This window comes from Janibacter melonis (assembly GCF_003721155.3).
In the GTDB taxonomy this organism is placed as follows: Bacteria; Actinomycetota; Actinomycetes; order Actinomycetales; family Dermatophilaceae; genus Marihabitans; species Marihabitans melonis.
In genome coordinates, this window is sequence record NZ_CP044548.2 from 2,248,305 (window position 1) to 2,262,454 (window position 14,150).

Sequence of the window (14,150 nt, forward strand, 5' to 3'; positions counted from 1 at the left end):
TGACGTGGAGCACCAGCACCGACGCCCGACGGAGGCTCCCATGGCCATCACCCCGCTCGACTGGCCGGTCGTACGACAGCTACGGACCGGCGACTACCTGGGCCGAGGGAAGTCGGTGCAGAGCAAGCGCACCCGCGAGATCGAGCCGCGCACCTCGACGGCCGACCGCGTCGTGCAGAGCGTGTGCCCCTACTGCGCCGTCGGCTGCGGCCAGCGCGTCTTCGTCAAGGACGAGAAGGTCGTCCAGATCGAGGGCGACAAGGACTCGCCGATCAGTCGTGGTCGGCTGTGCCCGAAGGGGGCGGCGAGCGAGCAGCTCGTCAACTCGCCGTCGCGGCAGAAGCAGGTGCTCTACCGCGCGCCGGGCGCGAGCGACTGGCGCCCGATCGACCGCGACGAGGCCATCGAGATGGTCGCCGACCGCTTCATGGCCTCGCGGGCCGCGGGCTGGCAGGAGCACGACGAGCAGGGCCGGCGGCTGCGTCGCACGATGGGCATCGCAGCGCTGGGAGGAGCGACCCTCGACAACGAGGAGAACTACCTCATCAAGAAGCTCTTCACCGCCGCGGGAGCGATCCAGATCGAGAACCAGGCGCGTGTTTGACACAGCTCCACGGTTCCCAGTCTGGGATCCTCCTTCGGTCGCGGTGGCGCCACGCAGTACCTGCAGGACATGGCCAACGCCGACTGCATCATCATCCAGGGCTCGAACATGGCCGAGTGCCACCCGGTGGGCTTCCAGTGGGTCTCCGAGGCCAAGGCCCGCGGTGCACGTGTCATCCACGTCGACCCGCGCTTCACCCGCACCTCGGCGATCGCGGACACGCACGTCCCGATCCGTGCGGGCAGCGACGTCGTGCTGCTCGGCGCGCTCATCAACCACGTCCTGAGCAAGGACCTCTACTTCCGTGACTACGTCGTGGCGTACACCAACGCCGCGACGCTCGTGAGCGATGACTTCCGCGACACCGAGGACCTCGACGGCGTCTTCTCCGGGTACGACCCGAAGACCGGCCACTACGACATGTCGACGTGGGCCTACGCCGAGCGCGAGGACCCCGCCGAGGGCGAGAGCGCCGACGGCGAGGTCGAGGGCCCGGACGGCACGAGCGAGCACGGGTCGAGCAAGTCGGCCCGCGCCGCGGGCGACGAGACCGGTGGTCACGGCGCCCCGCTCGAGCACGCGAAGGTCGAGCGCGACGAGACCCTGCAGCACCCCCGCTCGGTCTTCCAGGTGCTCAAGCGGCACTACCAGCGCTACACGCCCGAGATGGTCCAGGAGGTGTGCGGCATCCGTCCGGAGCAGTTCCACGAGATCGCCGACGCGATCGTGGACAACTCCGGGCGCGAGCGCACGACGTGCTTCGCCTACGCGGTGGGCTGGACCCAGCACTCGCTCGGCGCGCAATTCATCCGCACCGCCGCGATCCTCCAGCTGCTCATGGGCAACGTCGGCCGCCCCGGCGGCGGCATCATGGCGCTGCGCGGCCACGCGAGCATCCAGGGCAGCACCGACATCCCGACGCTCTTCAACCTCCTGCCGGGATACCTGCCGATGCCCGCGGCCGGTCAGCACGACAGCTACGAGGAGTACCTGTCCTCGATCGCGTCACCGCTGCAGAAGGGCTTCTGGACCAACGCCGACGCCTACACCGCGAGCCTGCTCAAGTCGTGGTGGGGCGACGCCGCCACCCCGGAGAACGACTTCGCCTTCGACTACCTGCCGAAGATCAACGGTCCTCACGGCACGTACCAGACGGCGATGGACATGCTCGAGGACAAGGTCGAGGGCTACTTCCTCCTCGGTCAGAACCCCGCGGTCGGGTCCGCCCACGGCCGGATGCAGCGCCTGGCGATGTCGCACCTGAAGTGGCTCGTCGTGCGCGACCTGCAGATGATCGAGTCGGCGACCTTCTGGAAGGACGCGCCGGAGATCGCGACCGGCGAGCTGCGCACCGAGGACATCGACACCGAGGTCTTCTTCTTCCCCGCGGCCACGCACGTCGAGAAAGCCGGCACCTTCACCCAGACCCAGCGCCTGCTCCAGTGGCGCCACCGCGCGGTCATGCCGCCGGGCGACTGCCAGAGCGAGCTCGAGTTCTTCTACGAGCTCGGGGTGCGCATCCGCGAGCGTCTCGCCGGATCCACCGACGAGCGCGACCGCCCGCTGCTCGACCTCACCTGGGACTACCCGAAGGACGAGGAGGGCGAGATCGACGGCGAGGCCGTGCTGCGCGAGATCAACGGCATGCACCTCACCGGCGACAAGGCGGGTCAGCCGCTGTCGACCTTCAACGAGATGAAGGCCGACGGCTCGACCTCCGGCGGGTGCTGGATCTACTCCGGCGTCTACGCCGGCGGCGTCAACCACTCCGCGGACCGCGTGCCGGGCCAGGAGCAGGACGAGGTCGCCAAGGACTGGGGCTGGGCCTGGCCGATGAACCGGCGCATCCTCTACAACCGCGCCTCCGCCGACCCCGAGGGTCGTCCGTGGAGCGAGCGCAAGAAGTACATCTGGTGGGACGCGGAGCAGGGCAGGTGGGTCGGCAAGGACGTCCCGGACTTCCCCGTCGACCGCGACCCGTCCTTCCGGCCCGACCCCGGCGTCGGTGGTCCCGCGGCGATCGCCGGCGACGACCCCTTCATCATGCAGGCGGACGGCAAGGGCTGGCTCTACGCGCCGAAGGGGATGGTCGACGGCCCGCTCCCCACGCACTACGAGGCGCAGGAGTCACCCGTCGTCAACCCGCTCTACCCCCAGCAGCGCAACCCCGGGCGGGTGCTCTTCCCGCGCAAGGACAACCTGTGGGCACCCTCGGGCGACGAGCCGGGCAGCGGGGTCTACCCCTTCGTCTTCACGACCTACCGGCTCACCGAGCACCACACGGCCGGCGGCATGAGCCGGTGGCTGCCCTACCTCTCCGAGCTCCAGCCGGAGATGTTCTGCGAGGTCAGCCCTGCGCTGGCGCAGGAGCGGGGCCTGACCAACGGCGACTGGGCGACGATCGTCTCCGCGCGCTCGGCCATCGAGGCCCGGGTGCTCGTCACCGACCGCATGCGACCGCTGCTCGCCGGCGGGCGCACCGTGCACCAGATCGGCCTGCCCTACCACTGGGGCGTCGGCCGTGACGCCGTCGTCGAGGGCGACGCCGCCAACGACCTGCTCGGCCTGGCCCTGGACCCCAACGTCCAGATCCAGGAGAGCAAGGTCGGCTCGTGCGACATCCGTCCCGGTCGCCGCCCCCAGGGCGACGACCTGCTGCGGCTCGTCGCGGAGTACCAGTCGCTCGCCGGCGCCACGACCGAGACCGGCAACGCCCGGGTCGCCGAGGACGTCGTCGAGATCATCGAGCAGGAGGACACGTGACCTGGTTGACCGAGCAGCTCTCCGGTGCCACCGACGTCGCGCAGGACGCCGGCTGGGTGGACCCGCCGTCTCGCAAGGGCTTCTTCACCGACACCTCGATCTGCATCGGCTGCAAGGCCTGCGAGGTGGCCTGCAAGGAGTGGAACGCCGTGCCCATGGACGGGCTGGGCCTGTCCGGCAACTCCTACGACAACACCGGTGACCTCGGCGCGAGCACGTGGCGCCACGTCGCCTTCGTCGAGCAGGGCCAGGAGCGCATCGAGGCGGCCCGGGCCTCCGGCAAGGCGCTCGTCGACCTCGGCATGCCGAGCATCGGGGCCCCCGCCCCGCAGCCGGCCCGCGGCGGCACCCCCGCCGGGTACGGCAGCCTCCCCGCGCCCGTCGAGGACCACGGCCCGGCGCTGTCGGACATGCTCGCCGCGAAGGGGGCGCAGGAGGGCATCACCCCGTCGACGAACGGCGGGTCCCCCTTCGGCACCACCGTCGACGGCCAGCCAAAGGTCGGTCCGCTGCCGGAGTTCCGCTGGCTCATGGCCTCCGACGTGTGCAAGCACTGCACGCACGCCGGCTGCCTCGACGTCTGCCCGACCGGAGCGCTCTTCCGCACCGAGTTCGGCACCGTCGTCGTCCAGCCCGACGTGTGCAACGGCTGCGGCTACTGCGTCGGCGGCTGCCCCTTCGGGGTCATCGGGCGCCGTGACGAGAGCGGTGTCGAGGACTCCCGCGGCAGCGGCGCTCACGACCACGTGCCCAACATCGGCGTGGCCCAGAAGTGCACGCTCTGCTACGACCGTCTCGGCCACGACCAGACGCCGGCGTGCGCGCAGACCTGCCCGACGACCTCGATCAAGTTCGGCGACCACGACGACATGGTGGCCTCGGCCCAGGAGCGCGTCACCCAGCTGCACTCCCAGGGCTTCACCGAGGCCCGGCTCTACGGCGCCAACGACCAGGACGGCGTCGGCGGGACCGGCTCGGTCTTCCTGCTCCTCGACGAGCCCGAGGTCTACGGCCTGCCGCCGGACCCGGTCGTGCCGACCGCGCACCTGCCCGAGATGTTCCGCAAGGCCGGTCTGGCCGCGCTGGGGCTCCTCGGCGCCGCGGCCGTGTCCTTCGTCGGGGCGCGCCGATGAGCACGAGCGCCTTCGACAGCTACCGCCCGCCGGAGACCCAGGGCCGGCGCGAGCGCCGCCGGGCCGGTGAGCACCGCGACCCGCGCGGCCTCGCGGCCCGTGGCAGCGACTGGCTCTCCGGGCGGCAGCGCGGACGCGGCGAGCAGGCCGTCGTGCCCGACGCGGAGTTCCGCAGCTACTACGGCCAGCCGGTCATCAAGCCGGTGCCGTGGAAGCACGAGATCCCCGCCTACCTCTTCACCGGTGGCGTCGCCGCCGGCTCGGGCATGATCGGCGCCGCGGCCCACGCCGTCGGGCTGGAGGCGCTGCGCCGCAACGCGCGGCTCACCTCGATGACGGCCGTCGCCGTGAGCGGCGGGCTGCTCGTCTCCGACCTCGGCCGGCCCGAGCGCTTCATCAACATGCTGCGCACGGTCAAGCTCACCTCGCCGATGTCGGTCGGCACGTGGATCTTCTCGGCCTTCTCCGCCTTCGGGGCGCTGAGCACCGCGGCCGAGTTCGACCGGATGCTCGGTGGGCGCAGCGGCGGTCGCGGCCTGCCCGTCCTCGGCGGCGTCGTGCGCCCGCTCGAGACGATCGGTTCGCTCGGCAGCTTCGCCTTCGGGCCGCCGCTCGCGGCGTACACCGCCGTCCTGCTCTCCGACACCGCCACGCCCGTGTGGCTCGAGTCGCGACGCACCCTCCCCTTCGTCTTCGTCTCCTCCGCGGCCATGGCCTCCTCCGGCCTGCAGCTCGTCCTCACCCCGGCCTCGCAGACCCGGCCGGTCCAGCGCCTCGCGGTGCTCGGCGCGGTCGGCGACCTCGTCGCCACCGAGGCCGTCGAGCGTCGGCTGCGCGAGCTCGACATCGACGACACGATCCACCACGGCCGACCGGGCGCGATGATGCGCGCGGCGAAGGTCCTCACGATCGCCGGCGGCGTCGGCTCGCTGCTCGCGCGCCGCTCGCGCACCGTCGCGGTCGCGAGCGGGCTGGCCCTGGCCACCGCCTCCGCGCTCACCCGCTTCGCCGTCGTCGAGGCCGGGATCGAGTCGGCGAAGGACCCCCGCCACACGGTCGCCACGCAGAAGGCCCGTCTCGAGGAGCGCCGCGCCCGCGGCGTCGTCCACGACAGCATCACCACGGCGCGCTGAGCGCGCCACCGCCACCTGAGAAGGAGTCGTCATGAGCACCCCTGCCACCACGCCACGCTCGACCACCACGAGCGCAGGGGGCAACCGCTGGCTCATCCTCGTCGGAGGCGTCCTCGTCCAGCTCGCCATCGGCGCCGTCTACGCATGGAGCACCTTCGCCAAGGCGCTCCAGGCGGACGGCTCGGCCTTCGACATCTCCAAGGTGCAGGCCGCGATCCCCTTCGAGGTCGCGATCGGCATGATCTTCGTCGGGACCTTCCTCGGCGGGCGGATCCAGGACAAGCGGGGGCCGCGCACCGTGGCCCTCGTCGGCGTCGCGATCTACTCGGTCGGCATCATGCTCGCCAGCCTCGCGCGGGACGGCAGCGACCTGTGGCTGCTCGTGCTCGGCTACGGCGTGCTCGGCGGCTTCGGTCTCGGCCTGGCCTACATCGTCCCGATCGCCATGCTGCAGAAGTGGTTCCCGGACAAGACGGGCCTCATCACCGGCATCGCCGTCGGCGGCTTCGGCTTCGGCGCGGTCATCACCAGCCCCCTCGCCCAGCGGATGATCGCCGGCAGCGAGGACTACCAGCGCTACCCGACGAAGGTCTTCCTCTGGCTCGGCCTGGCCTACCTCGTCGCGGGCGTCATCGGCGCCTCCGTCTTCCGCAACCCGCCGGAGGGCTACACCGTCGCCGGGGCGACGCAGAGCACCGCGGCGAAGGGGGACACCACCGCCCCCGCGGCCCGCGACTTCACGCAGGCCGAGGCGCTGTCGACCCCGCAGTGGTACCTCCTCACCCTCATCCTCACGATCTCGGTCACCGCGGGCATCTCGCTCATCTCGATCGCGGCGGGCACCGCGACCGACGTCGCCGGCTTCAGCGCCGGTGCCGCCGCGACGCTCGTCGGCGTCATGGGTCTCTTCAACGGCGTCGGGCGCATCGCCTGGGCCGCCGTGTCGGACAAGATCGGCAAGATGACGGCCTTCGTCGGGATCCTCGCGATCCAGGGCCTGGCGCTCATCGCGATCCCGCACGCCGGCAACGTCGCCATCTTCTACGTCCTCGCCGCGCTCATCTACCTCTGCTACGGCGGCGCCTTCGGGACGATGCCGTCGACCGCCGGCAGCTTCTTCGGCGTGAAGAACGCCGGTGGGATCTACGGCCTCATGCTCATCGGCTGGTCCATCGGCGGCGTCGTCGGCCCGCTGCTCATCTCCGCGCTCGTCGGCGAGGACAAGGCGTACACCGTCGGTTACACGGTCGTCGGCATCATCGCCCTCGTCGGTGCCGCCATCCCCCTCATCACGAAGAAGCCCGCCGGCCGCACCGCCGACGCCTGACCCCCCTCTCCCGTCGCCCGAGTGAGCGCGAATCGCCGCTACGCACCCCGCGTTGCGGCGATTCGCGCTCATTGGGCATGGGGCGGGGCTGGTCACGTGGCGAAGGGGGCATGGCGGTCGAGGCGCGAAGGCCCCCGACTCCTCGCTGGGCGAGGTGCGAGGGCCCCCCGGGCCTGAGCCTCGACACCGCACCCTCCCCCTTCGCCCGGGTGACCCGTAGGGTGCCAGACGTGACTTCGACGCTGGCCCGCACCGCCTACGAGACGCTCGAGCCGTACCACGTCCTGGCGTACTTCAACCCGCATCTCAAGACCGAGTCGGTGCCGCTGCGGCTGTCGCGGGCCGGCATGTACGTCGGGGGGCGGGCGGCGCCGCTGGGCCGGACCTCGGCGGCGACGGTCGCGGCGACCTTCTACAACTTCAACCCCGCGCTCATCACCTTCGGCTGGTCCGAGGCGCTGTCGACCGGTCTCGACGAGACCGACGCCGGACGGACCCGCGCGGTCGACGCCTCGCTGCGCGACGCCCTCGGCGAGCGCGTGTCCGACCCCGAGATCGCCTCCGTCGTCGGCGCGCTGCGGGCGGGCGTCGTCGACGCGCGCTTCGAGGGCCGGCCCCTCGCCGCCGCGTGGGCCGCCCACCCGTGGCCGGACGAGCCGCACCTGCAGCTCTGGCACGCGATCACCGTCGTGCGCGAGCACCGGGGCGACGGGCACATCGCGGCCCTCGTCCTCGCAGACCTCTCCCCCGTCGAGGCCCTCGTGCTGCACGAGGCGCCCCACCCCGACCCGGCGATCCGTCGGCGCACGCTCGGTCGCTCCCTGCTGCTCACGACGCGCGGCTGGGAGGACTCGGACTGGGAGAGCGCGTCGCAGTCGCTGCGCTCGCGCGGGCTGCTCGACGCGGACGGCGCGATGACCGCTGCCGGCGCCGAGCTCTACGACCGGGTCGAGCGCGAGACCGACGCCGCCGCCGCGGGCCTGTGGGCCGGGGTGCCGGAGGCCGAGGAGACGCTGCGGCGGGCACGCCCCTTCGTCAAGGCCGTCATCGACGTCGGGTACCTCCCGGGCACCCGCCCCCGCTCCTGACCCCTGCCCCCCTCAGCAAGCTGCTGCATGCAGCAGCTCGTCATACCCAGCCGCACCTCGTGCTGCTGCTCGCGCGTCGAGGTGCTGCTGGGTCCCCCTTCGCCCCCCGCTGCCTACGAAACCCTGCTGGCTGGGTCTTGACGAGCCAGGACCCTCTCGAGAGGGTCCTGGCTCGTCGAAGGGCTGCTGGCAGGGTTTCGTAGCCCCAGCCGACGAGCGCGAAGGGGTCAGCGCACCCGGAGGGTGATCCCCTCGCCGAGCGAGCCGCCGGGGACGGTGCGGCCGACGACGGGGGCGCCGGGGATCTCGCCGACGACGAGCAGGCCGCCGGAGGTCTGGGCGTCGGCGAGCATGACGAGCTCGTCCTCGCTGACCCCGTCGGCACTGAGGTGGGGGCGCACCCAGTCGAGGTTGCGCCGCGACCCGCCGGGGACGTGCCCGGCGGCGAGCGCCTCACGCGAGCCGCTCACGTACGGCACCGCCGCCGCGTCGATCTCGGCCGCGACGCCGCTCGCGCGGCACAGCTTGTGCAGGTGCCCGAGCAGACCGAAGCCGGTGACATCGGTCGCCGAGCGCACCCCCGCCGCCAGCGCCGCCTCGGACGCCTCGCGGTTGAGGGTCGTCATCACCTCGACCGCCTCGGCGCTCAGCTCGCCGGTCGCCTTGTGCCGGTTGTTGAGGATGCCCAGGCCGAGGGGCTTGGTGAGGCTGATCGGCAGCCCGGGCTGCGCGGCGTCGTTGCGCAGCAGGTGGTCCGGGTCGGCGGTGCCGGTGACGGCCATGCCGTAGATCGGCTCGGGGTTGTCGATGCTGTGCCCGCCGATGACCGGGCAGCCGGCCTGGGTCGCGACGTCGAGACCGCCGCGCAGCACCTCGGTGAGCAGGTCGGTCGGCAGGACGTCGCGCGGCCAGCCGACGAGGTTGATCGCCATGACGGGCGTGCCGCCCATGGCGTAGACGTCGGAGAGCGCGTTCGCCGCGGCGATCCGGCCCCAGTCGTAGGCGTCGTCGACGACGGGGGTGAAGAAGTCAGCGGTGGAGATCGCGGCGAGGCCGTCGGCGACCCGCACGGCGGCCGCGTCGTCGCCGTCGTCGAGACCGACGAGCACCTCGGCGGTCGAGGCGGTGCGCACCCCGCGCAGGCCGGCGACGACCTGCTCGAGCTCACCGGGCGGGATCTTGCACGCGCACCCTCCGCCGTGGGCGTACTGGGTCAGTCGCAGCTGCTCCGCCATGCGCTCACCCTAGGTCGGGCCCTCCGGCGAAGGGGGCGGCGGGCCCCCTTCGCCGGTGGTGGCTGGCGGAGGCGGACGGGAATCGAACCCGCCAGACCGAGATGCTCGGCCTCACCGGTGTTGAAGACCGGGGAGCCCACCAGGTGCCCAGACGCCTCCGCCGCTCACGCTATCGCAGGGGAGTCCTGCCCTGGCCGCGCCCACCACGCCGCCACTAGCCTGCGCAGGGACGAGGGCAGGGAGGCCGGTCATGACGCTCACCGACGGGATGGACGTCGCCCGGGTGCGCCAGGTGGGGGCGCAGCTGAGGGCGACGGAGCAACGGCTCGACGAGGTGTGCCGCACCGGGCGGGCCGGGCTGGCCACGCTCGACGAGGCCTGGCAGGGACCGGATCTCGCGTCCTTCGGCGACCGGTGGTCGGCGGCCGAGCGGGTCGTCCACGCCGCCGCCGACAGGGTGCGGGCGTACGCGGACGAGCTCGAGCGCCAGGCCGACGCCCAGGACTCCGCCTCCGACTCCCCCGGTGGTCGCGGACCGGGCGGACCCGCCGGGCCGGGCGGCCGCGACGGGGGCGCCGGTGGGGCCGACGACGCAGGTGCCGGCGGCAGCACGAAGGAGAAGGACAACCCGAACTTCGACCCCGACGCCGAGGACGCCGTCGACACCGAGATCGAGGGCCCGCTCTTCCGCGACGGGGCGGCGCCGACCGACGTCGAGCAGGGCAGCCTCAACGACTGCTGGTTCATCGCCTCGCTCCAGGCGGTCGCCGCGACCCACCCCGAGGTCCTCGAGCAGGGCGTCGTCGACAACGGCGACGGCACCTACGACGTCACGCTCTACGTCGACGGCGAGCCGGTCGTCTACCGCGTCGACGCGGTCGTGCCGGCCGACGACGGCGACCCGGTCTTCGCCGACAACGCGAGCGCCTCGGACCGCGAGCTGTGGCCGCTGCTCTACGAGAAGGCGATGGCCCAGCACATGGGCGGCGACTGGCGCAACCTCGACTACGACACCGCCGAGCGCGCCCTCGAGGCGATCACCGGCCAGGACGTCGACACCGAGAACACGAGCAGCGGGATCTTCGACTGGAACGCCCCGCCGGACTCCGACGAGATCCGCGAGGTGCTCGACACCGGCGGACAGGTTCTCCTGTCCTCGCACGACGACGTCGGCGGCCGCCCGCTGTACGAGGACGACACGATCGCGACGAACCACCTCTACTGGGTGAGCGGCGTGACCGAGAGCGGGGACCTCGAGCTCACCAACCCCTGGAGCCCCGGAGACGACCCGATCGTGCTCACCTACGAGGAGTTCCAGGACAACTTCGGCCACATCAGCACGAGCCGTCCATGAGGTGCGCGGCGATCGCGACCGGCCTCGCCCTCCTCGTCGGGGCGAGCGCCTGCGGCAGCGGGCCGGACCCCGCGTCCACCAGCACGAGCACCTCGACCCCCAGCGCACCGCAGGAGAGCCCCATGGCCGACGCCATCGTCCTCAAGCAGAACCTCCCGACGAAGGTCGACGGCACCCGCGTCGTCGCCTACAACGTCACCGACGACGGGGCCGGGCTGCAGACCCCCGACGGCCGGGTCTCGGTCGACCTCGACGGCACCGTCGAGCTCGACGGGCGCAGCTACACCGTCGTCGAGACCGTGCCGCACAGCGACGAGCGCGAGGGCACCAAGCCCAACGGGTGGGTCTCCCTCCGGCGGCGGTGAGCCACCCCGCCCGAAGGGGGAGCCCTCGGGCCGCGTCGTAGGGTCGAGACCATGACGCAGGACCCCCGGCGGCGCGTGCCGCGCACCGACGCCGTCCTCGCCGACCCGCGAGTGGTCACCGCGCTGGGCACGCACTCCCGCGAGCGGGTCAAGGCCGCGGTCGTCGCCGCCCAGCAGCGCGCCCGCTCCGGCGAGATCGAGCCCGAGCGCGTCGTCGACGAGACGCTCGCCGGGCTGCCGAGCCGGGCGAGCAGCCTGACCCCCGTGCTCAACGCGACCGGCGTCGTCATCCACACCAACCTCGGCCGCGCGTCCCTCTCCCCCCGCGCGATCGAGGCCGTCGTCGACGCCGCCGGGTACGTCGACGTCGAGATGGATCTCGGGACCGGGCAGCGCTCGCGCCGCGGGGCCCAGGCCCTCGCCGCCCTGCGCTCGGCCGTGCCCGACGCCGGTGACGCGCTCGTCGTCAACAACGGCGCCGCCGCCCTCGTCCTCGCGACGACCGCGCTCGCCGCCGGCCGCGAGGTCGTCGTCAGCCGGGGCGAGATGGTCGAGATCGGCGACGGCTTCCGCCTGCCCGACCTCATCGCGAGCACCGGCGCCCGCCTGCGCGAGGTCGGCACGACGAACCGCACGCACCTGCGCGACTACGTCGACGCCGTCGGACCCGACACGGGCTGCATCCTCAAGGTGCACCCGAGCAACTTCCGCGTCGAGGGCTTCACCCGCTCGGTGCCCGCCGGCGACCTCACCGACCTCGGGGTGCCGGTCGTCGAGGACATCGGCTCCGGCCTGCTCGCCCCCGACGCGGCCCTGCCGGACGAGCCGGACGCGACGACCTCCCTTCGCCGGGGGGCCCATCTCGTGACCGCGAGCGGGGACAAGCTCCTCGGCGGCCCGCAGGCCGGGCTCGTCCTCGGCCGCGCCGACCTCGTCGAGCGGCTGCGTCGTCACCCGCTGGCCCGCGCGGTGCGGGTCGACAAGCTCACCCTCGCCGCGCTCGAGGCGACCCTCACCGGTCCGCCCACCCCGACCGCGCAGGCCCTGCACGCCAGCCCGGACGACCTGCGGGCGCGCACCGAGCGTCTCGCCGAGGCTCTCGGTCGGCAGGTCGTCCCGGTCGACGGGCGGGTCGGCGGTGGCGGCGCTCCCGGGGTGCCGCTCGACGGCCACGCCGTCGAGATCCCCGCGGACCTCGTGCCCGGGCTGCGCCGGCCGAGCGGCGACGTGCCCGCCGTCGTCGCCCGCGTCGACGGCGGCCGCGGCCTCGTCGACCTGCGCTGCATCCCGTCCGAGGCGGACGGGGACCTGCTGCGCGCGCTTCGTCAGGCGCTCGCCGGATGAGGCGCGTCCTCGCGACGGCCGGGCACGTCGACCACGGCAAGTCCACCCTCGTGCGCGCCCTCACCGGGCGTGACCCCGACCGGCTCGCCGAGGAGCGCGAGCGCGGTCTGACCATCGAGCTGGGCTTTGCCTGGACCCGCCTCGGCGACGACGTCGACCTCGCGATCGTCGACGTGCCGGGGCACCGACGCTTCATCGGCACGATGCTCACCGGGCTCGGACCGGCCCCCGCGGTGCTCCTCGTCGTCGCCGCCGACCAGGGCTGGCAGGCGCAGACGAGCGAGCACGTCGCGGCGGTCGCCGCCCTCGGGATCCGCGACCTCCTGCTCGCGGTGACGCGCAGCGACCTCGCCGACCCCGAGCCGGTGCGCACCGAGGCGCTCGTCCGCCTCGCCGAGCTGGGCTGGCCGGACGTGCCCTCGGTCGTCGTGTCGGCGACGACAGGGTTCGGGGTCGAAGACCTGCGGGCCGCCCTGACGACCCTGGTCACCGCGCTCCCCGAGCCCGACCCCGCGGCGCCCGTGCGGCTGTGGGTGGACCGCTCCTTCACCATCGGCGGCGCGGGGACCGTCGTCACCGGCACCCTCGGTCACGGCACGCTCTCCGTCGGCGACCACCTCGAGGTGCACGACCCGGGCACGGGGCGTCATGCCGTGACGGTCCGCGGGCTGCACAGCGAGGACACCCGGCACGAGAGCCTCACCGGGATCACCCGGGCGGCGGTCAACCTGCGCCGAGTCGACGTCGACGCCGTGGGACGCGGGGCGGTCGTCGTCACGCCGGACGCCTTCGTCCTCTCGCGCACCGTCGACGTGGCCGTCGAGTCCGCGGACCTGCCCGAGCAGCTCACCGTGCACGTCGGTACCGCCGACCACGAAGGGGTGGTGCGCCCCCTGGGACCTGAGCACGCCCGCGTGCGCGTCGAGACCGCGCTCCCGTGGCGCGTGGGCGACCGCCTCGTCCTGCGGGACCCGGGCAGCCGCCGGACGTGGGGCGCGCAGGTGCGCGACGTCGACCCGCTCTCCCTGCGTCGCCGCGGCGCGGCCGTGGCCCGGGGCGAGGCGCTCTCGATCACGGACCCCCGGGCGCTGCGTCTCGCCGAGCGCCGCGTGCAGCGCGCCGACCACCTGGGTCGCCTCGGGCTGGGCACCGCCGGCGCCGACGAGGTCCACGTCGGCGACCACGTCGTCGACCCGGCCGCCTGGGCCGGGTGGCGAGCCGAGGCTCCCCGCCTCGTCGACGCGCTGCGCGACCGCGACCCGCTGAGCGCCGGCCTGCCGGTGGCCGAGCTCGCCCACCGCCTGCGCCTGCCCGCCGACGCCGACACCCTCGTCGCCGCCGTCGCCGCGGCTGCCGGTCTGGAGGTCACGGAGGGCCGCGTCCACCGGGCGGGGCCCGCCGGGCTCGGTCCGGCCGAGGCGGGGGTCGCGGAGGTCGAGCGGAGGCTGAGGGAGTCCCCCTTCGCCGCCCCGGAGCGCGACGACCTCGCCGCGCTCGGGCTCGGTGCGCGCGAGCTGGCCGCCGCCGCCCGGCTCGGGCGGCTGCTCCGCCTGCCCGACGACGTCGTCCTCCTGCCCGACGGACCGGCCCGCGCGATGCGCGAGCTCGCCGGGCTGGGCGGTCCCTTCACCCTCAGCGAGGCGCGGCAGGCGCTCGGCACGACCCGCCGCATCGCCGTGCCGCTCCTCGAGCACCTCGACGCGAAAGGGTGGACCCGCCGCCTCGACTCCCGACTGCGCGAGGTCGCCCGCTAGGCGACCCGCCCGGATCTTTGCATCCGCACGAGCTGCAACCCGCGCCGGCG

The 14,150-nt window shown here is 73.5% G+C and carries 10 protein-coding genes and 1 tRNA gene; 9 read left to right on the forward strand and 2 right to left on the reverse strand.

Annotated features, from left to right (window positions below):
• The first annotated feature begins 40 nt into the window (after positions 1–40).
• The 5 genes from fdh to EEW87_RS10770 all read left to right on the forward strand — a co-directional run bounded on the left by fdh (position 41) and on the right by EEW87_RS10770 (position 8,048).
• Positions 41–3,367: a formate dehydrogenase gene (gene fdh / locus EEW87_RS10750; protein ID WP_123092991.1), complete on the forward strand. Its 3,327-nt coding sequence runs from the start codon at positions 41–43 to the stop codon at positions 3,365–3,367.
• Complete coding sequence (locus tag EEW87_RS10755) at positions 3,364–4,500, forward strand: 4Fe-4S dicluster domain-containing protein (protein WP_205473708.1); 1,137 nt, start codon at positions 3,364–3,366, stop codon at positions 4,498–4,500. Before fdh ends, EEW87_RS10755 begins: the two co-directional genes overlap by 4 nt.
• Positions 4,497–5,633, forward strand: a complete 1,137-nt coding sequence (gene nrfD / locus EEW87_RS10760; protein WP_123092989.1) for an NrfD/PsrC family molybdoenzyme membrane anchor subunit — start codon at positions 4,497–4,499, stop codon at positions 5,631–5,633. Before EEW87_RS10755 ends, nrfD begins: the two co-directional genes overlap by 4 nt.
• Before the next feature lie 31 nt (positions 5,634–5,664).
• A complete protein-coding gene (locus tag EEW87_RS10765; RefSeq protein ID WP_123092987.1) occupies positions 5,665–6,960 on the forward strand; it encodes an L-lactate MFS transporter in 1,296 nt (431 codons plus the stop codon).
• Positions 6,961–7,190: 230 nt separating this feature from the next.
• On the forward strand, positions 7,191–8,048 hold the full coding sequence (locus EEW87_RS10770) for an SCO6745 family protein (RefSeq protein ID WP_205473709.1): 858 nt from the start codon (positions 7,191–7,193) through the stop codon (positions 8,046–8,048).
• Between the two features lie 227 nt (positions 8,049–8,275).
• On the opposite strand, the gene selD is transcribed toward EEW87_RS10770, so the two are convergent.
• Positions 8,276–9,283: a selenide, water dikinase SelD gene (selD, locus tag EEW87_RS10775; protein WP_123092983.1), complete on the reverse strand. Its 1,008-nt coding sequence runs from the start codon at positions 9,281–9,283 to the stop codon at positions 8,276–8,278.
• Positions 9,284–9,346: 63 nt separating this feature from the next.
• Positions 9,347–9,442: transfer RNA gene (locus EEW87_RS10780), tRNA-Sec, on the reverse strand.
• 91 nt (positions 9,443–9,533) lie between these two features.
• On the opposite strand from EEW87_RS10780, the gene EEW87_RS10785 reads away from it, so the two are divergent.
• From EEW87_RS10785 to EEW87_RS10800, 4 genes are read left to right on the forward strand one after another with little or no spacing between them, the layout of a single operon-like run.
• A complete protein-coding gene (locus tag EEW87_RS10785) occupies positions 9,534–10,637 on the forward strand; it encodes a C2 family cysteine protease (RefSeq protein WP_123092981.1) in 1,104 nt (367 codons plus the stop codon).
• Entirely contained in the window at positions 10,634–11,002 is a 369-nt protein-coding gene (locus EEW87_RS10790) for a hypothetical protein (RefSeq protein ID WP_148041607.1), read from the forward strand. The genes EEW87_RS10785 and EEW87_RS10790 overlap by 4 nt, the downstream gene beginning before the upstream one ends.
• Positions 11,003–11,053: 51 nt before the next feature.
• A complete protein-coding gene (selA, locus tag EEW87_RS10795; RefSeq protein ID WP_123092979.1) occupies positions 11,054–12,346 on the forward strand; it encodes an L-seryl-tRNA(Sec) selenium transferase in 1,293 nt (430 codons plus the stop codon).
• Positions 12,343–14,100 (forward strand): SelB domain-containing protein, encoded by a 1,758-nt coding sequence (locus tag EEW87_RS10800; protein WP_123092977.1) that lies wholly within the window; start codon positions 12,343–12,345, stop codon positions 14,098–14,100. The genes selA and EEW87_RS10800 overlap by 4 nt, the downstream gene beginning before the upstream one ends.
• Positions 14,101–14,150 lie beyond the last annotated feature (50 nt).

What these genes read in the sequence shown, in the direction of transcription:
- nrfD (WP_123092989.1), top strand. Translation starts at nt 4,497, where the DNA reads ATGAGCACGAGCGCCTTCGACAGCTACCGCCCGCCGGAGACCCAGGGC.
- EEW87_RS10765 (WP_123092987.1), top strand. Translation starts at nt 5,665, where the DNA reads ATGAGCACCCCTGCCACCACGCCACGCTCGACCACCACGAGCGCAGGG.
- selD (WP_123092983.1), bottom strand. Translation starts at nt 9,283, where the DNA reads ATGGCGGAGCAGCTGCGACTGACCCAGTACGCCCACGGCGGAGGGTGC.
- EEW87_RS10785 (WP_123092981.1), top strand. Translation starts at nt 9,534, where the DNA reads ATGACGCTCACCGACGGGATGGACGTCGCCCGGGTGCGCCAGGTGGGG.
- EEW87_RS10790 (WP_148041607.1), top strand. Translation starts at nt 10,634, where the DNA reads ATGAGGTGCGCGGCGATCGCGACCGGCCTCGCCCTCCTCGTCGGGGCG.
- selA (WP_123092979.1), top strand. Translation starts at nt 11,054, where the DNA reads ATGACGCAGGACCCCCGGCGGCGCGTGCCGCGCACCGACGCCGTCCTC.
- EEW87_RS10800 (WP_123092977.1), top strand. Translation starts at nt 12,343, where the DNA reads ATGAGGCGCGTCCTCGCGACGGCCGGGCACGTCGACCACGGCAAGTCC.